The sequence below is a fragment of the Cohnella terricola genome (assembly GCF_007786475.1).
Taxonomy (GTDB): Bacteria; Bacillota; Bacilli; order Paenibacillales; family Paenibacillaceae; genus Cohnella; species Cohnella terricola.
The window spans coordinates 84,165-106,189 of record NZ_VNJJ01000002.1 but is presented as its reverse complement, the minus strand read 5'-3'; the positions used below and the strand labels follow the sequence as shown (position 1 = coordinate 106,189).

The following is a 22,025-nucleotide window of genomic DNA, read 5'->3' as shown; positions in this document are numbered from 1 at the left end:
ACGAAGAATTTACCCTCCATTTACGGAGGGATTTTTTGTCTTCAAGGAATTCCTCGCATTATGTCGAATACTACAGTGCTTTAGAATAATGGCTGTTAAGGGGATGAACCGATGAGGCGCTGGCTTGCCAATTCGCTTAAACGAAAACTAACGTTATTGTTGCTATTCGCCATCTTGCTTCCCTTGTTATTCGCGGGTGTCGTCTCTTACCAGATGGCCGCTTCCGTAACGGAAGAGAAAGCCAAGCAGTCGGGAATGAACACGCTAAATCAAATCAAAGATAAGATTGAATTCGTCGTTCAGGACGTGGAAAACATGTCCATTTTCCTAATCGGGGAGAAGGACATCCAATTATACTTGAATAACGAACGAGAAGATATCGCCCGCTATTCGCTCATTATCGGTACGTTGACGAACTTGGCTTTCTCGAAGAAGTACATCTCGAATATTACGATCAAACCAAAGAACGGTAATCCCGAACTGTCGAATTCGACCATCCTTCAATCCGGGTTGCCCCCTCTTCTCGAGAAGATCAAGATGGATTACCGCAAAACTCCGAAACGTTGGACTTCCCTCTACGAGAATCAAACGACGGAGGGGTTGAAACGGGTGATTTCGCTCGTGCGTCCGGTTCGTAATTTTTACAACTTCAAGGAAATGGGATGGATTTCGGTCAGCCTGGATCAGAAAGAAATCGAACGGTTTATCGACGCTGCCGGATGGGAGAAAAGCGGTTACGTCCTCCTATTGGACAAGGACGGCACAATCATTTCCGGAGGAGACCCGTCATGGCTGACACAGCCGTTGTCCGCCATTTTCCCCGACATGGAGAAGTTGGAGGGAACGAACGGCGTGCTGAAATACGGCAGCGGCAAGGAGCAGAAGACGATTCTCTACAATACGATTCCGAGTCTGGGGTGGGAATTGGTCGGTTTTATTCCTACTCAAGTGTACAGGGCGCAGAACAATTACGTGCTGACTGTAACGGCTTTTGCTACGGGGATCGCCTTGTTGCTTGCCGTCGGCTTGATGCTCTATTTCATTCAATGGGTAACCACGCCGCTGACGAAACTGACGAGATCGTTAAAGGAACTGAATCTCGATGAGAAGATCCCGACCTACACGATCAAGAGCGCCGATGAAATCGGACTGCTCGTCCGAAGCTATAACAAGCTGGGCGAGAAGATCGACAGGTTGAAAACCCAGGTCCAGCTTAATGAGGCGAAGAAGAAGGAGGCGGATATTCAGGCGCTTCAGGCCCAGATTAATCCGCATTTCCTCTACAATACGTTATCTTCGATCCATTGGATCGCACTCATGAACAAAGATCGGCAGATTGCCGAGATGGTCGGAGCGCTTAGCGATTTCATGCGTTTCAGTCTGAACAAAGGCGAAGAGTATTGCCAGGTTCGCCAAGAAATCTCCCATGCGCAGAATTACGCCTATATTCAATCGATTCGTTTTCCCGATCAGTTCACGATGGAATTTTTCGTCGACCCGGACATGATGCCGATGCCGATGCTGAAGTTATTGCTGCAGCCCCTAATCGAGAACAGTCTCATTCATGGCATTCAGAAGAAGAAGGAGAAGGGGCAAGTGTTCGTTCACGGGGAGCTGCAAGGCAGCGAGATGAAGTTCGTGGTGGAAGATACGGGAATCGGGATAGAAGAAGGCAGGCTTCGCGAGATCCGGAGGCAGTTATTATCGGCGGTCGATTCGGAGCCTCAGGCGCTGGACCGCAACGTGCCGAAAAGCGGTAGCTACGGTTTGTTGAATGTCCATCGCCGTCTGAAGCTGCACTATGGCAATGATTCGGGATTAACGATCGACAGCGAAGCGGGAAAAGGGACCCGGATTTCGTTTACTATTCCGCTTAGGGAGGAACGGCCATGAAAATCATGATCGTAGACGACGAGGTGATCATTCGTAACGGGTTATGTACGGTGATCGATTGGAAGGAGCTGGGGCTCGAACTGATTCCTCCCGCCGCTTCGGCCGAAGAAGCATTGGAGAGAATACCGACGGAGAAACCCGATATTCTGTTGACCGATATTCGCATGTCGGGCATGGATGGCATCGAGCTGGCCAAGGAAGTCAAAGAGATGCTGCCGGGCACGGAGGTTCTTATTCTAACCGGCTACGATGATTTTTCTTACGCGCAACAGGCTTTGCGGGGCGGAGTCACGGATTATTTATTGAAAACAAGCCGTCCTGAAGAAATTATTAAAGCGGCGATGAAGGCTAAACAAAATATTGTGGAGCGGCAGGAATGGATCAAACAAGAAATGCTTCAGCAGACCGCGTTGAACAAGCAGGCGCTACTCAATGTTTTAAACGGCGGGCTTGACGATGAACGGGGGGCCGATCTCGACCGTGTTCGGGAATGGTTCCGCAAACAGGGGATGAACAAGCCGGGCGATGATTTATCGTTGCGAGTCATGCTGCTGTCCGCCTCCGGTTGGGGGGAGAAGCCTTTCGACGATCTGCTTCATGGGGCCGTAGACAATATATTGTGCGAATTGCTGCCTTGCATGACGCTCGTGGGAAAAGATCGCTTGGTCTTGGTGGCGAGAGAGGAGACGGGAGTATCAGATCGTCCTGCTCTGGAGCGGATACAGAACCGCGTCGAAGAAATTCTGAAATGCACCGTCTTCTCGGCGCTTGGCAGCTTGGCGACGAGTTACGAGGGACTGAAGCAATCTTATCAGGACGCTTTGGAGGTTTATGCGTATAAGGGGCTGATCGGATCGCGGGGATTGTTCGCGGCGGAAGATATTAAGGGGCGCGCCGGCGGTCGTACCTTGTGCACGGAGAAAGAAGAGGCGGAGCTGTCGGCAATTCTGATGAACAATGACGCCACCGCGCTTAGACATTGGGTGAATCAGACGGTACGGAACCAACTGGAGGACCCGGCGGTTACGCCGGTTACGCTTCGCGCGTTTCTTCATTCGCTGGTCGTCGCGGGTTATCGGTGGGCGGAACGAACCCGAGCCGGCCTTGGCGATCCGTCGCCGAATCTTGCGATCCCAGCCTCGCTTAGCTTCGAATGGGACGCACGCCCCGAAGACGAGGTATTCAAGCAGCTATCGGCGGCAATGGCGGTCTATCATCAGTCGATGGATCAGACCAGGTTCTCTTATATTCATAAAGCGATTGCCTACATCAAGGATCACCTCGATCAACCTCTATCCTTGAATCAAGTCGCCGGGATTGTCCATTCGAACCCGAATCATTTCAGCGAGGTGTTCAAACGGGAAACGGGCATGACTTATCTGGAATTCGTCACCCGCGAGCGGATGCGCAAAGCCGCCGAGATTTTGCAGTGTACCCCGAGCAAGGTCGCTGACGTGGCGAAGCGGGTAGGGTATGTGGATATTAAATATTTCACGCAGCAGTTCAAGAAACATACGGGTAAAACGCCTTCGGAATTTCGTCAGCATCCCAAAGAAGCTGAATAATGACCCCCCTCTCTCCGAAGTTTCTCCCGTTATCCGCAGCGATTTCGCCCTTTATACTGAGAAAGCAAACAGAGACGAGGAGGGCAAACGAATGAAAAAAACTTGGTTAATCGCGTTATTGACGGTCATGACCATATCGATGGTCGCATGCGGCAACAGCGGAAGTAAAGACGCTTCGCAAGAAAACGGCAGCACAGCAGGAACGAAAACCGAGAAAGTGAAGCTGTCTATATGGCATAACTATACGGGGGACGATCTTAGAGCCCAGACGATGAGGGCGACTTTGGAGCAATTCCAGAAAGATAACCCGGATATCCAGCTTGATATTCAGGGAATCCCTCCCGATGGGTATCGGGCACGGCTAAAAACGGTAGCCGCGGCTAACGAAATGCCCGACTTGTTCGTGATGTGGCCGGGGATTATGACGAAAGAATTCGATGGCGGAGGATTGCTCCAACCGATCAACGAACTGCTCGATAGCAAACCTGAATGGAAAGAGGGATTCCTCCCTAACTCCTTCTCCGATTTTACGATCGACGGCAATACCTATGCTGTGCCGATGGCCATGTCGCCAACGTCGATTTTATATTACAACAAAAAAATGTTCTCCGAGAATAATGTGGAGCCTCCGAAAACTTGGGACGATATGATGCATCTCGTCGAGACGTTTAATAAGGCGAAAATTACACCGATCGCACTGGGCAACAAAGCGGCTTGGTTGGCACAGTCCAGCATTCTCAGCTCGCTTGGAGACCGGGTAACGGGAACGGAATGGTTCCTCAAGGCGATTGCCGGAGAAGGTGCGAAATTCACCGATCCCGAGTTCGTGCAAGCGCTTGCGTACTTGAAACAGCTTTCCGATGCTAAGGCGTTCCAAGACGGCTTTAACAGCATCGACAACACGCAGATGGAGCAGATGTTCGCGCAAGGGAAAGCGGCCATGATGATCGACGGCGGTTGGGCGTTGACGAACTTGGCTGCCAACGCTTCGCCCGAAGCGATGGCGGACATGGGAGCAACGGTGCTTCCAACGGTGCCGGGCGGCAAGGGCGATCCGGATTCGCTGTCCGGGGTCGTCGGAACGGGACTCGGTCTCAGCAAAAACGTAGATGGTGCCCGCAGAGACGCCGCGTTTAAGCTGATTTATACGATGGCAAGTCCGGAAGTTCAGAAAAAAACGCTCGAAGGCAATCAGCTTGTCAGTTATAAAGTCGAACTGGATACGTCCAAAGTCAGTCCGATCTTCGCCGAAGTCTACAAGCTTCTCGGCACCGTGCATACTACACCGGTATATGACGGCCGACTCAGCTCCGCCGTTGCGGATGTCATGAACAACGGATTGCAGGAACTGTTGATGGGCGGAAATCCAGAGAACATCGCCAAGAAAATCCAAGATGCGCAGGATAAAGAGTTGGCAGCGAGCAAATAGAGGAGGCAAAGCGATTCCAGTTTCCAGTCAACTATGGGGCTGGAATCGGCTTTTTTACTCGAAGACGGCATTGCCGTTCTACTTGCCAAGGAGGGAACTATGACAACATCGGCGCGAGTGAAAGGATTTATTGTCGCCGGGATACTCCCGGCTTTGATTCTCTATTTGTTTTTCGTCGTCGTTCCGGTTTTCTGGTCCGCTTATTACGGATTTTTCGATTGGAAAGGGATCGGAGCCGCCAAATTTATCGGCTTAGCCAATTATGCGGAAGTCGTTAAGGACCCGATCTTCTGGAAGGGTTTCAAGAATAACATGCTGATCGTTGCCGCTTCGGTCTTCGGACAAGTGCCGATCGCCATGATTCTAGCGCTTCTACTGACGAAGAGCGGTCTGTTTCAACGGCTGATCCGAGCCTCGGTATTCATGCCGATGGTGTTATCTTCCGTAGTCGTCGGGATTATCTGGAGTTACATTTATCATCCGCAGATCGGCGTCCTGAATTTCCTGCTCGATTCCGCGGGATTGGAAAACTTAAAGAGAGCCTGGCTCTCCGAGCCGAGCATATCTATGTATGCGATTATGATCCCGATTATCTGGAATTATATCGGGCCGTATATGATCATTTTTATTGCCGCGCTGCAAAATATCCCGTCCGAGATCAACGATGCCGCCCAGATCGACGGGGTCGGCGCATCACGCAAGCTGTTTACGATCACGTTGCCGATGATCTGGGATACGATCAAGGTCGTCATCGTGTTATGCATCTCGGGAAGTTTGAAAGCATTCGATCTGATCTACGTAATGACCGGAGGAGGTCCCGCCCATACGACGGAGGTGCTTGCCTCATACATGTACAACAGCACCTTTAATGTCTATAGGTTCGGTTACGGAAGCGCGATATCTACGGCGATCATCATTCTCAGCTTGCTGTTAATCTTGGGAAGTCAGTACCTCATGAAAAGGGATTACCGTTAGGAGGCGGGAATATGCAGATGGAACAAAAGCTTCCTATGGCAAAGATTCAGGTGGAGGGCAAAAGCAAACGAGGCTTGGGGAGAGCACTTATCCAGCTCGGATTGACTCTGTACGCACTTGTTACCTTATATCCGTTGTTTTGGCTATTCACCAGCGCTTTTAAGACGAACGAGGAATTCGATTCTCGTCCGTTCTACTTGCCGAAGGTTTGGCACTGGGACAACTTGACCCGCGCTTGGGACGTATCGGCAATGGGCACTTCATTGATCAACTCGACGATCGTGACGGTGACGGCCCTTGCTTTTACTCTTGTGATGGGCGCTTTGGCAGCTTACGTGCTCGCCCGTTTTCAATTCCGGTTCAAAGCGTTTTTTATGGGGTTGTTTCTGCTCGGGATGCTCATCCCGATTCATAGCACATTAGTTCCGCTCTTCATCATGCTCAAGCAAGTTAAGTTGTTGGATACGTATTGGGCGCTTATCTTGCCTTATACGGCTTTCGAACTGCCGCTCGCGATCTTCGTGACGGCGGCGTTCCTGACGGCGATTCCGAAAGAAATCGAGGAAGCCGCGCTGATCGATGGCACTGGTTATTGGGGCATCTTCTTCCGCATGATGCTGCCTCTAAGTCTGCCGGCGCTGTCCACGGTAGCGATCTTGGGTTTTCTGCGGTTCTGGAACGACTTCGCCTTCGCGCTTATTTTTATCAGCAAACCGGCCCTGAAGACGGTCCCGTTAAGCTTATCCGTCTTCGCTACGGGATACTCGACGGACTATAAACTGACGATGGCCGCGATGACGATCGCCGTCATCCCGACGATCATCGCCTTTTTAATGTTCCAAGAGCAGATCATGAAGGGAATGACGGCCGGGGCGGTCAAAGGATAGAGTTCCAATATGGGGTGGCGCAGATTCTAAGCGGCCACCCTTTTTTTGCTTCTGATCAGTCTCCAGCCAGTCCATAACCAGAAAATACCGGTAAGTACGAATAAAACGGAAAGCGCCAGAAAAGCGTATTGACGGGTTTGAGGTTGCTTGAACTCATGATCGGCGAGCCGTGTCTCCGCTTGTTTCATCAGGGCGATCTGAAGATCGGGATTGTTGTCTTCGCCCCCGGCGTTTAACCGGAAGCCGTTCGTTTGACCGGGTGCGTTCAGCCCGCTTTTGACGGTAAACGTAATATCCATGCCCAACTTGCCGGAGATGTTCAGAAGCGAGTCCGAGAAAGCGCCGTAAGGAAACGCGAACGCATAATTCCGAATGCCAATTTCCCGTTCCAGAATTTCGTTGGCTTTTCTCAGATCGGCGGTCACCCGAGTTTCGTATTCCTCTTCCGTCTCTTGGCGCTGCTTGTCCTTTAAGTAGAGCCGCCGGGCGATCATGGACATCGGCTTGCCTCCGGACGCCTCTGTCGGCGCATAACGGTGGGAGTCATACGTATGGTTGAAGAAATCGATGCCGTTCTGATGCATCTCGCGCACTTGGTCCCAGGTCACCCTTGGAAAAGGATCCGAAGGATCTCCCACCGTCTTGACGATCAAGAACGCGGATGCCGGCGCGCCGTATTTCTTGAGCGACGGATAGGCCTGATCGTATAACGACTCGTAACCGTCATCGAACGTAAGCAGCACAGCGTTGTCCGGAACGGGGGCGGAATGAAGAATAAAGTCGCGATATTGCTCCATCGTAATCCAATGAAAATTGTTGGCTTTCATTAACTCTAACTGCTTATCGAAGCTGGCGAGAGGCAGCGATTTATCGTTCTCCGGATTCGGGCTGACGTCATGATACATGAGCACGAGAACATTGTCGCGATAGTAAACGCCGTTCGGCTCGTTCGTAGTCGGAACTAAATTGTCGTACGCAGAAGAGGATTTGTATTCGGCAATCGCGGAGACGATAGACGGGAATGCGGACGCGAGCCGCGGAAAGTGGGACGAATACCAACGGATTCCCAAGGTGCAGAGCGCCAACGCGGCGATCGCCAGAACGAGCGTCGAAAGCGCGAATTTTGTTTTTATATTCATCTTGTTCACTCCATATAACGGCTTGTCGCCGCAAGTCATTTTTATCATATCATGCTTTGAAGCCAATTGCCCGTATGGATAAACGAGCTAAAGGGAACCTTTGGAACTTTTCGCTGCGGTTGTCTTGACATCAAAAAGGGATAATGTGAAAATAATGATGTGTTGGCACTCGGTAACTTAGAGTGCTAATTGTTTTCGACAAACTTCATTTCCTACCATGATCCGATATCCCGAAAGGAGACTCATCCGTGGCCAAAAAACAATTCAAAGCGGAGTCCAAACGCCTGCTCGAAATGATGATCAACTCGATCTACACGCAGCGGGAGATTTTCCTAAGAGAGCTGGTCTCCAATGCCAGCGACGCGGTGGACAAAATCTACTACAAAGCGCTGACCGACGAGAATCTCACGTTCAACAAAGAAGATTACTACATTAAAATCACCGCCGACAAAACGTCTCGCACGCTCACGATAACCGATACCGGCATCGGGATGACGAAGGAAGAACTGGAAAACAACCTCGGCGTCATCGCCAAGAGCGGATCGCTTGCGTTTAAGAAAGAGAACGAAGCGCAAGACGGTCATAACATTATCGGACAGTTCGGCGTCGGTTTCTATTCGGCTTTCATGGTCGCGGACGTCGTAACCGCAACGAGCAAAGCACTCGGCAGCGACGAAGCGTACAAGTGGGAATCCACAGGAGCGGACGGATATACGATCGAACCTGCCGCGAAGGAAACCGTAGGCACGGAGATCGTATTAAAAATTAAGCCGAACACGGACGAAGACCAATACGACGAGTACCTTGAGCCTTATCGCCTGAAAGCGATCATTAAGAAGTATTCCGACTTCATCCGTTATCCGATCAAGATGGATATGACGAGCAGCCGTCCCAAGGAAGGCAGCGACAACGAATTCGAGGAGTTCACCGAAGAGGAAACCGTCAACAGCATGGTGCCGATCTGGCGCAAAAACAAAAACGAGCTGACGGACGCGGATTACGATAATTTCTACAACGAGAAGCGTTACGGCTGGGATAAGCCTCTGAAGCATCTTCATCTCAGCGTCGACGGTGCGGTGCGTTACCAGGCGATTCTATACATTCCGGAAAGCACGCCTTTCGACTATTACACGAAAGAATTCGAGAAGGGACTCGAGCTTTACTCGAACGGCGTGCTCATTATGGAGAAATGCGCCGACTTGCTGCCGGATTATTTCAGCTTCGTGAAGGGTATGGTCGATTCCGAGGACCTGTCGCTGAACATTTCCCGTGAGATGCTGCAGCACGACCGCCAGCTTAAGCAAATCGCGAAGAACATCCAAAGCAAGATCAAAAGCCAGCTCCAAAGTCTGCTCAAGGAAGAGAGAGAGAAGTACGAGAAGTTCTACGAGAGCTTCAGCCGTCAGCTCAAATTCGGCGTCTACAACGACTATGGCGCGAATAAGGAAGTGCTGCAGGATCTGCTTCTGTTCTACTCTTCCAAAGAGAAAAAGCTCGCGACGCTGGACGAATACGTGTCGCGGATGCCGGAAGAGCAGAAGTTCATCTATTATGCGACCGGCGAGTCGAACGAGAGAATCGAGAAGCTGCCGCAGACGGAGCTCGTCGCCGACAAAGGCTACGAAATTCTGTATTTGACAGACGATATCGATGAATTCGCGATCAAGATCATCGCGAAGTATAAGGACAAGGAATTCAAATCCGTCTCGAGCGGCGATCTGGGCATCGAAGCGGACGAGAAGGATAAAGAGACGGAAGCTGAAGCGAACGAGAGCAAAGAGCTGTTTGACGCGATGAAGGAATTCCTCGGCGATAAAGTAATGGGCGTTCGCGCATCGAAACGGCTCAAGAGCCATCCGGTCTGCTTGACGACTGAAGGCGAGCTGACGATCGAGATGGAGAAAGTGCTGAACGCGATGCCGAGCAGCCCGGGTGTCAAAGCCGAGAAAATTCTCGAGATCAACGTCAACCATGCGGTATTCCAATCGCTCAAGGACGCGCAGGCCAAGGACAAAGAGAAGCTGAATCTGTACACGAGCTTGTTGTACAATCAAGCGCTGCTGATCGAAGGTTTGCCGATCTCCGACCCAGTCGAGTTCACGAACGATATTTGCAAAGTGATGGTATAAAAACGAATAAGCTATCCCTACCGCATGAGCAGAAGGGATAGCTTATTTCGTTTCACTCATAGAAACCATAACGGTTCTTTCCTTTTTCCTTCGAACGGTACAGAGCCGCGTCGGCGTTCCTGCACAATGTCTCGGGATCCATTCCGTGTTCGGGGGCAAGCGCGATTCCGATGCTGACCGTCACTTCTTCGTCCAAGGAATCGGTCTCGTTGTCGATGGAGTCGCGGACGGCATTCAGTACGCGGATGGCCATATCTTCCACCGCTTCGCGAGTCGTTGCGGGCATGACGATGACGAATTCGTCGCCACCCAAGCGAATCGTCATATCCGCGTCACCGGCGGCGGAACGAATTCCGTGGGCGACGCTGCGAAGCAGATGATCGCCTTTGCTGTGTCCGAGACGGTCGTTAACGAATTTAAAGTTGTCCAGATCGATCATGAGCAATGCAAGCGTGCCTTTATTGTCTGCAAGCGCGGAAGCGAGCAGTTCGTCGAAAGCCGCCCGATTTTTTAACCCCGTAAGGCTGTCGTGGAAAGCCATATGCATGGGTTTGGCGGCCCATCTCGTGATCACGAGGGACAGCCCGGCGGCAATAATCAGAATCGCAATCAATTGAATGAGAAACACTTCCAGGTTTTCATTCAGAACTTTCTTTAACTCGCGATCATTGTAGATGATTTCCAGAACCTTATGTTTCGTGGTGCCCACGTCGTATTTGGACTCGTACTGCACGTAACGGAATATCGCGGATTCCCCGTTCCGTTTTCCTCTGAATTCGGTTGTTTTGCCGGTCCTCAGCGTTTGTTCGAACGCTTTCCTCCGATCTCCGCTCAGTTGCTCGTCGGAGGGCGATTTCCTCAATGGAAGTCCTCCGATATTAAGAATGTTAATCTCGTCGATGGAAGGATTGTTTCGTTTCAGGTCATCGATCGTATCGAGAAAGTTAAATACCCGGAAGATCGCGCTGTCCTCAAGAAAATAGCTCAACTGAATGATATATTTCTTATCTTTCGTTGCGACATAGCTGTATTTCTTCAACATGCCGGTACCTTGCTCGATATCGATTCCGTCGTGGTAAAACTTGCCCGTCGCTCGTCTTTCGTCGAGCACCTTCGCCAGCTTCCCGCAGCATACAGCAAAATCTAGTCCGATGTCCCGGGCCAGGCTGCTGTATTGGATTTTGTTGTATTCGTCAATCATATAAATGTCGAATTGCAGCTGTTCCTTAAGTTGGTCGAAGTCCCATTCATCCAACGATGGAAGATCGTCGTACTTTTGCAGGAGCACGTCGGAGGTTTTTTTCATGCGAGCGGCAACGTTCTCTCCGAACAAGTAATAGGCTTTATCGATCGATTCCAATGCATACTGAACCATTTTTTCGTTGAGCTGGATTTGCGTTAACGTATTATCGAAGGCTTGGTGTCGCATTCTGTGATGGTCGGTCGTCGCCAAAATAATCGAAATCAGCATTGCGAAAAGGAGCAAACTCCAAGTCAGTTTAAGCTGAAAGCGAGATTTCATTTGATACACCTCTTCGAAGTCAACCATCTGAGAATGAAATCCCGTCCACGGTTCGACACTATTCGCTAGTGTTATTCAACGCGAAGAGGGGAAAAACCTCTACTCCGGATGAAATTTCCCGGGAAATTGCAAGAAATGGAACTCCATGTCGCTCCTTGCCATATCTGTCGTCGGGAAATCAAGCTATAATGAAGGCGAACGAGCGACCGATATCGTGATGAAGCGATCGGGCAGGAAAACGATAATTATCGCGTAAAGGGGCAATTGCATTGACAGCCGTAATCGGAACGAAAGATCATCCATGGAAACTGAAAACTCCGCCGCAAACTTCAGAATACGAAATGTACAAGGACGAGAAAGACGGAAAGGAAATCTTGGTTTGTACAGTAGGGAAAACGGTTCTGCATTACGATTATCGCTGTATCGAGGACTTGCGGCAGATGCTTGCCGCTCATGGGGACTGGATCGAGTTGGGCAGCGCGGACGAGCAAAAGCCGGCCAAGGAGGGGACGGTAGAAGCATGGGGACGTTCTCCGGACAATCCGATCGGGGGCTGGTACGGTCTGAAGAAAGGTTTCCGCGGGCGATTCGGCATGTACATTCCGCCTTTGATGGAACAATTGGGTTTGGCCGAGGTTGAGCATAACCCCAGAAACAATCGGATGAGGGCTAAGTAAGGCTGACGAGAAACCCCGGTCATTGTATAATGGCCGGGGTTTACTATGTCTATCTAAGATAAACACCTTACAACCATTGGTTTTTCCACCGATAATAAAAGGCGAAGGTATTTCTAGTCTGTAATAGGAGGATAAACATGATCGCCAATATTTTGATTGGTTTAGTCGCGCTGGAGCATGTGTACATACTCATAATGGAAATGTTCCTATGGACGACTCCCCGGACAAGAAAGACGTTTGGACTGACTGCTGAACTGGCGAACTCAACCCGTTCGATGGCTGCGAATCAGGGGCTGTATAACGGATTTCTGGCAGCGGGACTTCTATGGAGCCTCATTCACCCGGATGCGGATATGAGTCGGCAAATCGGCTTCTTCTTTCTTGGCTGCGTGCTTGTAGCCGCCTTGTTCGGCGGTGTGACTGCCAAGCGCTCCATTTTGCTCATTCAAGGGCTGCCGGCCTTGATCGCTTTGGCTGCCCTGCTGTGGTTGTAACACTGTTAGTCTGCGCCAAAAAGCCCGCTCAGCGGGCTTTTTGTGTGTTTTGTTATAACATTAACTGAAGCCACTGCTCCTTGGTAACGGGACCGCAATAGTACGTTAAGTCGATGTCATCCAGCAAGCGGCTTAGCGCGGCCGACTCGTAGCGGGTACCGACGAATTGAGCGGCCAGTTCAGCGCTGTCTCCGCGGCCGAAGAAGTCGCCATAGATCGTTGCGCCGGCGATGACGCCGTCCTCGACTTGCAGCCGGACGTCGAACGTGCCGGCTCCTTCGATCCGCTTCGTCTGGCGCACGTTAAACGCAGGGGAACGGCCATAGTTCCATTCCCAGCTCCGGTAACGCTCATCCGCCAGCTTGCGTACGTTCTCCCAATCTTGCTCGCTAAGCTCGTAATAAGGGATATCGGCTTCCCCTTCGAAAAGCGACGTAAGCAGATTCGTTCTGAATTGCTCGACGGTCATCGGTTCTTTCAGGAATTCGGATATGTTCGCGACCCGGCTGCGGATCGACTTTGTCGCTTTGGAAACGTATTTCTCGGCGTTCGCCTTCAGCGCGGAGACGACGTTCTCGATTTCCGAGTCGAACAGAAGCGTGCCGTGGCTGAACATTTTGCCTTTCGTCGAGAATTGGGCATTTCCCGAGATTTTCCGTTCTCCAACCTGAAGGTCATTGCGTCCGGTCAGCTCGGCGTCGACGCCCATTTTACGGAGAGCTCGCACGACCGGCTCGGTGAATTTCTTGAAGTTGTGGAACGACTGTCCGTCGTCTTTCATGATAAAGCTGAAGTTCAGATTGCCTAGATCGTGGTAGACGGCGCCGCCGCCGGAAAGCCTGCGTACGACATGGATGCCATTCTCCTCCACGTATTCCGCGTTGATCTCCTCGACGGTGTTTTGGTTTTTGCCGATAATGATCGATGGTTCATTGATATAGAAGAGCAGGTAATCGTCCGTGTCCGGAAGCGAACGCAGAACGTACTCTTCGAGCGCCAAGTTCAGCGTTGGATCGGTGATGTTGCGGTTGCTGATGAATTTCATGACTGTTCCTCCGGTATGATATTGCCTGGTGGCAGGGTTGTTTCTCGTATTTCTTCTCATTTTACAACTCTCAAGCGGCCCTGTCACTGTCCGTCGATTCGTGAGGGGAGAGCGACGAATGGGGAGGCGCGGGGCTCTAGTCCGGCGAAACCTGATTAGATTGCGGGAAACGGGAGTGCGAGGGGTTGTAGTTCGGCGAAACCTGATTAGATTGCGGGAAACGGGAGTGCGAGGGTCAGTAGTCCGGCGAAACCTGATTAGATTGCGGGAAACGGGAGTGCGAGGGCCTGTAGTCCGGCGAAACCTGATTAGATTGCGGGAAACGGGAGTGCGAGGGGCTCTAGTCCGGCGAAACCTGATTAGATTGCGGGAAACGGGAGTGCGAGGGTCTGTAGTCCGGCGAAACCTGATTAGATTGCGGGAAACGGGAGTGCGAGGGTCTGTAGTCCGGCGAAAAAGGACGGCCTGTGCGGCCGTCCCGGTTACGGTTCACCGAAAAAAATGCGATTGGAAGGATACAGAGCTTCTCCGTCGTTCACCGGGGCGAGGTCTCCGTGTCTGGGATTATAGTATTTGACGCGGTAATCCGTAGCCGTAATGGCTTTCATCGCCTTGAATACCCGGCAGAAATAATTCTCGTCCGTGAAGCCGACCTCGAAGGCGATTTCTTTGACGCTTTGCTGCCCGTACAGAAGGAGCTGGCAAGCGCGCTCGATTCTTCTGCGCATGATCGTTTCCTTAGGCGTCATTCCGAGAAACCGCGCGAAGGAACGGGACAGATGTTCCGGCGTCCAGCCGACCCGTTTCGCCAGAATCTCGACGGTAAGGGAAGAGGATAGGGACAGTTCGATGATGTCGAGCGCTTTCGTAAGCTGCGGCGGGAGACGATTCAAAGATTGCTTAGACGGCTCGTTCGCGGCAAGGGAATCGATCTCCGACAGCAAGGAGAGCAGAAGTAGGCTTCCCCTATCCTGCAGCCGATCCGGATTCAAATAAGCGATTGCGTTGATCTGCTTCATAAGAGAGTAGAGCAGCTCGCCTTGGTAAGGTATGACGGCGGGCCCGTTCGGGAGCAGCATGGGCAGCATATCCCCGGGGAATGATTTTAACCAGAAATGGATGAACAGATGCCTAGTCGGTTTATGGGCATCGTAAGTGTAACTATGAATTTCTCCGGGTCTGGTCAGAACGAAGCATGGCTGCGAAAGAACATACTCCCGCTGGCCGACTCGGTATACCGAATCCGTTCCTTCGGGAAAATAAAGCACCTCGTAATCGGGAATTTCCCGCTCAACGAGCCCCGTGCCCGGCTTCTTAATAAAGTCTCCCAACACTCGGATCGCGGGAAGATTCAAAGCGGAACGAAGCGCGGACGTCGCCTGCGTCTGCTCGCCGAGCTCAATATTCGCGCCGCCAGCAACGGGTATTCGCATCGCACGCTCTCCTCTCGCCGTTAATCTACGCCTTGCGAATCAAATCCATCCGCTGAAGATTGCGATAACTGATCGCGAGACTCTCGAAAGGGTCGCGCCGGCTAAAATCCTGTTCGACGACGAGCCATTCGGTGCCGACGCTTGCCGCTGCCTCCGCGATCGCGGGGAAGTCGAGAATACCTTCGCCGATCTCGGCGAAAAACTGCTCCTCGCCTGGCTCCATGTCTTTGATGTGCAGCAGCGGGCAACGCCCTTGCAACTTGCGAATGAAAGATGCGGGGTCTTCTCCGCCTTTGCGAACCCAGTACGTATCGATTTCGTACTTCACGAGTTGCGGATCGGTCTCGCGCAGAAGCAGATCGAGGACGCTTTCCCCGTCGAAACGCTCAAACTCCCAATCGTGATTATGATAGACGAACGTCGCGTTGCCCTCTCTGCAGATTTCCCCGATCCGGTTGAATTGTTCGGCTTTGCGAAGCGCGTCGTCCTTGGAATCGAAGCGCATCGATACGGCAATGTATTGACCGCCTGTCTGCTGCAGGTAATCCGTTAAACGGCGAAAGTCGACGTCGAGGTTATCGAACGAAGCGTGCGCGCCGACGACCTGAAGATGAAGGCGGTCCAGAAGGGCCTTCTGCTGACCGAGCGTCATCCCCTCCGGCGGAAGGCCAAGCTCGATCCCTTCAAAACCGATGGCGGCAAGCTTCTCGAGCGTACCGACGTAGTCTATACTCATGGCTTCTCGGACGGTATAAGGCTGGACGGCGATCGGAAAACGCGGCATCGGCGATCTCTCCTTATTCTATTATCGAATGGATTAATTGGCGTCGTCGGCTTCCAGCCGGTTATATTGCAATCCTAACGGCAGAGGGTCGGGACGTTCCGCGGAGGAATCGATAGCGATATGCCGACCTTCGCGCGACGATTCGAAAATGCCGAGGGAAATATCGAGCACGTGCCGGGCCAATCGCCCGCTTGCGCGATGGGGACGTCCGCGGCGTATGGCATAAGCCATATCCGCAAGCCCGATTCCCCGGCTATCCTCGGTAAAACCGTGGGAGACGGGGAATTCCTTCGTTTCCCCGTTCGGAAACTCGATCGCGATTCGTCCGCCGAACATATTCGGGTCGGGCAGCGTCAAGTTGCCTTCCGTTCCGAAGATTTCCAGCCGAGGGAAGTAGCCGAAGCTCTCCTTGGCGGCTTGCAGACTGCCGACGGCGCCGCTCGCGAATTCGAGCACCGCGGATACGTTCGTCGGCGCTTCGATCGCGGCTTTCTGCCCATAAGAAGGGGATTTCGGGTTTAGTATCGTTATTTCGCTTCGCAGCTGGCGCGCCGTTCCGGTTACCCGGCTTACTGGGCCGAGAAGGAACACGAGAGCGGTTAAGTAGTAGGGGGCCATATCCATCACCGGATCGCCGCCCAGTTTGAGGAAGTTGCGGAAATTCGGGTGCATGCCGCCCCAAGCGTTGCCCATGACGATCGTTCCGTTCGCGGAATACGGCGTTCCGATCCAGCCGTCGTCGATCAGTTTGCGGCACGTTTGCAGACCGCCGCCGAGGATGGTATCCGGCGCGCAGCCGACAAGCAATCCCTTCTCTTCGGCAAGCGCCAGTACTTCGTCCGCGTCTTTCCTGGTCAGGGCAAACGGCTTTTCCGTATAGACATGTTTGCCTGCTCGCAAAGCCATCATGTTCAACGAAGCGTGCGCGATCGGCGCCGTCAGGTTTAGCACGATTTCGATCTCGGGATCGGCCAACAGTTGCTCTACCGTCCATACGTTCGGAATGCCGTATTGCTCCGCCCGTATCGCCGCAAGCTCCGGCATCTGGTCTGAAACCGCTTTCACTTCGATGATGCTGTCGAACGTTTCGGTCAAATTCTTGAGATAGATTCCGCTGATCTGCCCTGTTCCGACGACTCCCGCCACGACTTTGCGCATGCGCGACTCCTCCTTTGGCCAATAGCATGACTTGCTCTCATTATTGCTCAGGGTTCGCGTTTCCACAATAGAGAAAGCAGGCGCTGAACTGGACAAATCTGATATTTTCTTTCCTCTCGTGCAGGGGTGAGCTTTGCGGCGAGTTCTGTTAAGATAAAGCTATTCCAACACTGCAAGGAGCTTCGATGAAAAATCTGCTGATTACCGGTTACCGCGCTCACGAGCTGGGCATTTTCGATCAGAAGCATAAAGGTATTCCCTATATCCGCAAAGCGATCGAGTCGAAGCTTATTCCGCTCGTCGAAGAGGGGCTTGAGTGGGTGATTACGCCAGGGCAATACGGCGTCGATCTGTGGGCGTGCGAGACGGCGATCGAATTGAAAAAGCATTATCCCAGGCTTCGCTTGTCGATCGTTACAGCTTTTGCCGGGCAAGAAGAGAAATGGAAAGTGGACAAGCAGGAATATTATCGCGAAATTATTAAAGGCGTGGATTATATCGGATCCGTCAGCAAGCAGCCCTACAGCGGCGCATGGCAGTTCCGGGCGAGGGATGAGCTGCTGCTTCGCAAGACGGACGGAATCTTACTCGTATACGACGAGGAAGCCGGGGATGGCAGTCCGAAGTTCATGAAAGAGAAGGCGCTACGTAAAAATGCCGAGGAAGGTTACGGATACATAGCCATCGGAGCGGAGGAAATCCAAAGTATGGCGAACGAGGAAACGTTCGAACACTTTTATGATGTCGACGATCTTCATCAAAACTAACGATTGAAAATGGCGGAAGATTGCTGAGAGGAGGCTGTCCATCGGGACAGCCTCCTCTTTTTTCACGCTGGATGACATATCGCTTATTGACAGGAACGAGATGATTGTATATTCTTTGTTTTAACAACCATCTAATTAGATAAATGTTAAATTTGATAGTGACAAGGAGTGAGAGCGGGTGCAATTGGATAAAGTCGTCGCCTACCATAAAGCGCTCGCCGATCCGACGCGGATCAGGATGATGATCCTGCTCGCGGGCGGCGAACTGAACGGGCAAACGTTGGCGGATAAACTGTCGGTTACACCCGCGACGATTACGCATCATGCGGCGAAGCTGCGGGAGGCGAGTCTCATTAACGAACGCCGGGACAAAAATACGATTTATTTTTCGCTGAACGATTATTTCCTCAAAAGCAATGCGGAAGCTTCGCTCCGGTTGATCTATCGCGGAACCGAGGAAGGGAAGGGGGAAGAAGGAATGGAAGAGGAACGGGGGCGTACGAAGGACACGGTTATCCGCCATTTTTTCACGAAGCAGGGCAGGTTAAAGCAATTGCCTTCGCAGTTGAAGAAAAAATTGATCGTCCTGGAGCATATCGTCTCCGGTCTGGAGATGGGCCGCAAATATGCCGAGAAAGAGATCAACGAATACATTGGCCAGTACCACGAGGATTTCGCTACGATTCGCAGGGAGTTCATCATGCATCAATTCATGTACCGTGAGGATGGAATCTACGAAATGAATCCATCGGAAATGTGGGCCAAGTGGTACCAATTGGCTTAACGATCGACCTTGGACAGCCTCGTCCCGTTAACGGGCGGGGTTAGCCGCGCCTGCGTAACATCCCGCCGAAATTTCGTGAAATCAAACCTCGCGCGTTTAACCATTTCCACTTAGAATAAAAGAAGAAATAACAGTCATTCGCAAAGCACACCAATAATGATCGGGACGGATGGTTCATCGATGCCAAGATGGCTTTCGAGAATGAATTTGATTCAGAAATTGATCGTGTTCATCGTTTTCCTTATCGTAATTCCGATACTGCTTGCTTACTGGATCGTCTCGGTCAAAGTCGCGGACATTACCGAGGAGCAAATGGGAGAGACGCTCTTTCAGCTCGTCAAGACGAACCATCTGACGTTGGATAGGGATATTTTGTCTGTCGATGGCACGACGGAGAAATTGATGTTCACTCCGGAAACCCAGCTCATGTTCGAGACGACGGTATTGAGCGAATACGATCGGCTGCAGAAATACCTCGTCCTGGATAAGCTGCTTGCGGGTTACTCCAAGAACGATATCAACTTCTCGGTGTATATTCCCGAGATTCTGAACGATTATCCTTTCGCGCCTCCTTCAGACGTTAAGCCGAACGGGGTGTTTTTCGCGTGCGATACTTCCGCGTTCAGCTGGTTTCAGGACGCGCGGAACGCCAGGGGCACGGGCATTATCCGCATTATGAACCAGACGGGGAATAACCCGCAGGGGATCAAGACGGCGGCTTATATCCGCAGCATGAACAACGACATGGACGGCCGAAAGCCGAGCGGAGTGATCGTCATGACGGGACTCGACTCGCTTCTGCGCAAAGATCTGGAATCGCTCAAAATCCCGAAGGACGGGCAGATCGTTCTGTTGAACAAAGCGGGGGAAGTGCTTGCCAATACGGCGGGGCTCGATATCGGCTCCGTCTTTCGGCTGCCTCCGCCCGTGTTCCGCGCGCCGGACGGCGTGACGATCGACCGCGGCGCGGAAGGCGCGTGGCTCTATGCGATTCACCGCAGCGTAGACAGCGATACGAAGCTGTTGTTCAAAATCCCGGTCAGCTCGATTATCGGCGAACACGAAGCGGTCAGGCAGCTCGTTAACTATTTGATGATCGTCTACTTCTGCGCGCTATTGATCGCCAGTATTTATTTCTTCAGGCATATTTTAAGCCCGTTGTCGAAGCTGTCGCGGCTAAGCCGTTCGTTCGAACCGGGAAGACCGCTTTCGAGCGACCTGAAGGCGAAAAGGGGTGACGAGATCGGCCAACTGAACAACGCCTTTATCGAGATGACCCAAAGGCTGAACCAGACGATCCACGATAAGTATGAGTTGGAGCTTCGACATAAGGAAGCCGAATTGACGATTCTGCATTCCCAGATCAATCCTCATCTGCTATACAACACATTGGAGTCGATCTTCTGGCGGACGACGATAGAAGGCAACGCGGAGTCGGCCGAGATGATTCGAGATTTGTCCATGCTGATGCGAATAGGCCTCAGCCGCGGCAAAACGTTGATTCCGATCGCGGAGGAACTCGATCATATCGAGGCATACATCCGGCTGCAGCTCAAACGCAACAACTATTCGTTCTCGGTCCAATGGGAGATCGACGAAGAGGCCAAGATTTTCTTAATTCCGAAAGTCGTCCTCCAGCCGCTCGTCGAGAACGCGATCATCCACGGCATCCGCAAGATGGACAGCGAAGGCAAGTTATGGATCTCGATCAAGCATGAAGAGCAGGGAGTGACCGTGATGGTCGAAGACAACGGCTACAGGCCAGCCGACATCGTCAAACTGAACGAGATCGTGGATGGCACCCGCACGGGCGAAGGTTTCGGCATTCGAAACGTCAACAAGCGGATTAAGCTGCATTTTGGAGAAAGCTACGGTCTTCTATACGAACGGCGGCGGGAAGGCGGAACGAAGGTCACAATGAATTTACCAGCCCTTCGGGAAGAACGTTCGGATCGCTAGCAAGCGGAGGAGGTAACGTATGTATCAGGTACTGGTCGTGGACGATGAGCCGATGATCTGCACGGGGGTAGCTACCGTGCTCATGAACGCAGGGATCGGCGTCTCGGAAGTGTTCGTTGCGAATAACGGATTCGAGGCATTGGATTATATACGCATGGACAAAATCGATCTCATCATAACCGATATTCAAATGGAGCAGATGAGCGGGATCGAATTAATCGAGACGGTCTTCGCCGAGAATCCGATGATTCCGATGATCGTGCTCTCCGCGCACGGAGAATTCGAGTATGCGCAGAAAGCGCTTCGGTTCGGCGTCAAAGAGTATATCGTGAAGCCCGTCGTTCCCTCCGAGCTGCTGCGGGTCGTCCAGTCTTTGCTGACGGATCGGGACGCGCAGCTGCGTTCCGTAGCCGACGCAGCTCCCGACCGCGTCTTCGTGCTGGAGGACATGGTGTCGAAGCGCAGCCATATTCTGAACGAGATCGCCACCGAAGGCGTCGCGGAGGACGAACTTGACGAGCTGTTCGAATGCTTGGGCTGCCGACTCGAAGGTCCGTTCTTCTGCGCGCTTACCGTGAAGCTGGATCTGGCGAAAGCGGGACTGCACGAGACGGATATTCGTACTTTCCGAGACCGGAATCTGCTCCGGTACGCGGCGCTGAACATCGTCGAAGAGACGCTTAACCGTTGGAACCGTGTCGTGTTCTACAGCGGCAGCCGCTCGATCTCAATCGTTCTGCAGTACGAGGAAAGAGAGATAGACAGCAAGACGCTGCTGAACGAGCAGACGATGATCGCCCAGCTGATCCATCACAATTTGTTCAAATATATTCATTTGAGAAGCGTGATCGGGATCAGCCGCGTGCGGGAAGGCATGATGAGCTGGGTGGAACTGTTCGCCGAAGCGGGCGAGGCCATTCGGTGGAGCGAGATCCATAAGGATCATCCCATATTTTATATCGGTGACTTCGGCAGGCATGAGAGTCCTCCGTCATCCGGCGATGTTCCCGTCCCGAGCCGCATTCTCGAAGACAACAATTCATTTATTCAGAGCGCCGTTCAATATATCGAGAGCAACTACAAGCAGAAAGGCTTGAAGCTTCAAGAGATTGCCGAGTATACGTACCTAAGCCCGAACTATTTAAGCTACTTGTTCAAGAAAACGGTCGGCATCAATCTATGGGATTACGTCACGGAGCTAAGAATGAAAGAAGCGAAACGACTGCTCCTGACTACGGATATGCGCAGGTACGAGATCGCGGACGAGATCGGGTACGAGTCCCCTGAACATTTTGGGAAAATATTCAAAAAATATTTCGGCGTCAATCCTTCGGAGATCAAATAAATGGCGGTGCGATGCCTCCGCGAGCCAGCATAATATATCC

At 52.0% G+C, this 22,025-nt stretch carries 18 protein-coding genes; 12 read left to right on the top strand and 6 right to left on the bottom strand.

Features of this window, described 5'->3' with window-relative positions; genetic code table 11:
• Positions 1 to 111: 111 nt before the first annotated feature.
• From FPZ45_RS03760 to FPZ45_RS03740, 5 genes are all read left to right on the top strand, one after another.
• Positions 112 to 1,893, top strand: a complete 1,782-nt coding sequence (locus FPZ45_RS03760) for a cache domain-containing sensor histidine kinase (RefSeq protein WP_144698595.1) — start codon at positions 112 to 114, stop codon at positions 1,891 to 1,893.
• Positions 1,890 to 3,458, top strand: coding sequence for a response regulator (locus FPZ45_RS03755; RefSeq protein WP_144698593.1), 1,569 nt, complete (start codon positions 1,890 to 1,892; stop codon positions 3,456 to 3,458). Before FPZ45_RS03760 ends, FPZ45_RS03755 begins: the two co-directional genes overlap by 4 nt.
• Before the next feature lie 91 nt (positions 3,459 to 3,549).
• The gene (locus tag FPZ45_RS03750) at positions 3,550 to 4,887 is read left to right on the top strand and encodes an extracellular solute-binding protein (RefSeq protein WP_144698591.1); all 1,338 of its coding nucleotides are present in this window, start codon (positions 3,550 to 3,552) and stop codon (positions 4,885 to 4,887) included.
• A 99-nt stretch (positions 4,888 to 4,986) separates the two neighbouring features.
• Positions 4,987 to 5,862, top strand: a complete 876-nt coding sequence (locus FPZ45_RS03745) for a carbohydrate ABC transporter permease (RefSeq protein WP_144698589.1) — start codon at positions 4,987 to 4,989, stop codon at positions 5,860 to 5,862.
• 35 nt (positions 5,863 to 5,897) lie between these two features.
• Positions 5,898 to 6,749, top strand: coding sequence for a carbohydrate ABC transporter permease (locus FPZ45_RS03740; RefSeq protein WP_186438238.1), 852 nt, complete (start codon positions 5,898 to 5,900; stop codon positions 6,747 to 6,749).
• A 26-nt stretch (positions 6,750 to 6,775) separates the two neighbouring features.
• Here the strand turns inward: FPZ45_RS03740 and FPZ45_RS03735 are convergent, their stop codons facing one another.
• Positions 6,776 to 7,888, bottom strand: coding sequence for a polysaccharide deacetylase family protein (locus tag FPZ45_RS03735; RefSeq protein ID WP_186438215.1), 1,113 nt, complete (start codon positions 7,886 to 7,888; stop codon positions 6,776 to 6,778).
• Between the two features lie 248 nt (positions 7,889 to 8,136).
• On the opposite strand from FPZ45_RS03735, the gene htpG reads away from it, so the two are divergent.
• A complete protein-coding gene (gene htpG, locus FPZ45_RS03730) occupies positions 8,137 to 10,017 on the top strand; it encodes a molecular chaperone HtpG (protein ID WP_144698582.1) in 1,881 nt (626 codons plus the stop codon).
• Positions 10,018 to 10,069: 52 nt separating this feature from the next.
• Here htpG and FPZ45_RS03725 read toward each other — a convergent pair whose 3' ends face one another.
• On the bottom strand, positions 10,070 to 11,539 hold the full coding sequence (locus tag FPZ45_RS03725) for a GGDEF domain-containing protein (RefSeq protein ID WP_186438214.1): 1,470 nt from the start codon (positions 11,537 to 11,539) through the stop codon (positions 10,070 to 10,072).
• 269 nt (positions 11,540 to 11,808) lie between these two features.
• Between FPZ45_RS03725 and FPZ45_RS03720 the strand changes: the two genes are divergently transcribed.
• Positions 11,809 to 12,216, top strand: a complete 408-nt coding sequence (locus FPZ45_RS03720) for a DUF6855 family protein (protein WP_144698577.1) — start codon at positions 11,809 to 11,811, stop codon at positions 12,214 to 12,216.
• A gap of 137 nt (positions 12,217 to 12,353) precedes the next feature.
• Entirely contained in the window at positions 12,354 to 12,710 is a 357-nt protein-coding gene (locus tag FPZ45_RS03715) for a DUF1304 domain-containing protein (protein WP_425456942.1), read from the top strand.
• Between the two features lie 52 nt (positions 12,711 to 12,762).
• Here FPZ45_RS03715 and lplA read toward each other — a convergent pair whose 3' ends face one another.
• The 4 genes from lplA to FPZ45_RS03695 all read right to left on the bottom strand — a co-directional run bounded on the left by lplA (position 12,763) and on the right by FPZ45_RS03695 (position 17,130).
• Entirely contained in the window at positions 12,763 to 13,755 is a 993-nt protein-coding gene (gene lplA / locus FPZ45_RS03710) for a lipoate--protein ligase (RefSeq protein ID WP_144698573.1), read from the bottom strand.
• A gap of 482 nt (positions 13,756 to 14,237) precedes the next feature.
• Positions 14,238 to 15,188 carry a helix-turn-helix transcriptional regulator gene (locus tag FPZ45_RS03705; protein WP_144698571.1) on the bottom strand — a complete coding sequence of 317 codons (951 nt, stop codon included), beginning with the start codon at positions 15,186 to 15,188 and terminating at the stop codon, positions 14,238 to 14,240.
• A 25-nt stretch (positions 15,189 to 15,213) separates the two neighbouring features.
• Complete coding sequence (locus tag FPZ45_RS03700; RefSeq protein ID WP_144698569.1) at positions 15,214 to 15,972, bottom strand: sugar phosphate isomerase/epimerase family protein; 759 nt, start codon at positions 15,970 to 15,972, stop codon at positions 15,214 to 15,216.
• A gap of 33 nt (positions 15,973 to 16,005) precedes the next feature.
• Positions 16,006 to 17,130 (bottom strand): Gfo/Idh/MocA family protein, encoded by a 1,125-nt coding sequence (locus FPZ45_RS03695; protein ID WP_144698567.1) that lies wholly within the window; start codon positions 17,128 to 17,130, stop codon positions 16,006 to 16,008.
• Positions 17,131 to 17,315: 185 nt separating this feature from the next.
• On the opposite strand from FPZ45_RS03695, the gene FPZ45_RS03690 reads away from it, so the two are divergent.
• The 4 genes from FPZ45_RS03690 (at position 17,316) to FPZ45_RS03675 (ending at position 21,985) form a co-directional block, all read left to right on the top strand.
• A complete protein-coding gene (locus FPZ45_RS03690) occupies positions 17,316 to 17,897 on the top strand; it encodes an SLOG family protein (RefSeq protein ID WP_144698565.1) in 582 nt (193 codons plus the stop codon).
• Between the two features lie 178 nt (positions 17,898 to 18,075).
• Positions 18,076 to 18,681, top strand: a complete 606-nt coding sequence (locus FPZ45_RS03685) for a DUF2087 domain-containing protein (protein ID WP_144698562.1) — start codon at positions 18,076 to 18,078, stop codon at positions 18,679 to 18,681.
• Positions 18,682 to 18,861: 180 nt separating this feature from the next.
• Positions 18,862 to 20,640: a sensor histidine kinase gene (locus FPZ45_RS03680; RefSeq protein WP_186438213.1), complete on the top strand. Its 1,779-nt coding sequence runs from the start codon at positions 18,862 to 18,864 to the stop codon at positions 20,638 to 20,640.
• A 19-nt stretch (positions 20,641 to 20,659) separates the two neighbouring features.
• Entirely contained in the window at positions 20,660 to 21,985 is a 1,326-nt protein-coding gene (locus FPZ45_RS03675; RefSeq protein ID WP_144698558.1) for a response regulator transcription factor, read from the top strand.
• Positions 21,986 to 22,025 lie beyond the last annotated feature (40 nt).

Coding starts and splice junctions, on each gene's coding strand:
- FPZ45_RS03760 (WP_144698595.1), top strand. CDS start 112: ATGAGGCGCTGGCTTGCCAATTCGCTTAAACGAAAACTAACGTTATTG.
- FPZ45_RS03755 (WP_144698593.1), top strand. CDS start 1,890: ATGAAAATCATGATCGTAGACGACGAGGTGATCATTCGTAACGGGTTA.
- FPZ45_RS03750 (WP_144698591.1), top strand. CDS start 3,550: ATGAAAAAAACTTGGTTAATCGCGTTATTGACGGTCATGACCATATCG.
- FPZ45_RS03745 (WP_144698589.1), top strand. CDS start 4,987: ATGACAACATCGGCGCGAGTGAAAGGATTTATTGTCGCCGGGATACTC.
- FPZ45_RS03740 (WP_186438238.1), top strand. CDS start 5,898: ATGGCAAAGATTCAGGTGGAGGGCAAAAGCAAACGAGGCTTGGGGAGA.
- FPZ45_RS03735 (WP_186438215.1), bottom strand. CDS start 7,888: ATGAATATAAAAACAAAATTCGCGCTTTCGACGCTCGTTCTGGCGATC.
- FPZ45_RS03725 (WP_186438214.1), bottom strand. CDS start 11,539: ATGAAATCTCGCTTTCAGCTTAAACTGACTTGGAGTTTGCTCCTTTTC.
- FPZ45_RS03715 (WP_425456942.1), top strand. CDS start 12,354: ATGATCGCCAATATTTTGATTGGTTTAGTCGCGCTGGAGCATGTGTAC.
- lplA (WP_144698573.1), bottom strand. CDS start 13,755: ATGAAATTCATCAGCAACCGCAACATCACCGATCCAACGCTGAACTTG.
- FPZ45_RS03705 (WP_144698571.1), bottom strand. CDS start 15,188: ATGCGAATACCCGTTGCTGGCGGCGCGAATATTGAGCTCGGCGAGCAG.
- FPZ45_RS03700 (WP_144698569.1), bottom strand. CDS start 15,972: ATGCCGCGTTTTCCGATCGCCGTCCAGCCTTATACCGTCCGAGAAGCC.
- FPZ45_RS03695 (WP_144698567.1), bottom strand. CDS start 17,130: ATGCGCAAAGTCGTGGCGGGAGTCGTCGGAACAGGGCAGATCAGCGGA.
- FPZ45_RS03690 (WP_144698565.1), top strand. CDS start 17,316: ATGAAAAATCTGCTGATTACCGGTTACCGCGCTCACGAGCTGGGCATT.
- FPZ45_RS03680 (WP_186438213.1), top strand. CDS start 18,862: ATGCCAAGATGGCTTTCGAGAATGAATTTGATTCAGAAATTGATCGTG.
- FPZ45_RS03675 (WP_144698558.1), top strand. CDS start 20,660: ATGTATCAGGTACTGGTCGTGGACGATGAGCCGATGATCTGCACGGGG.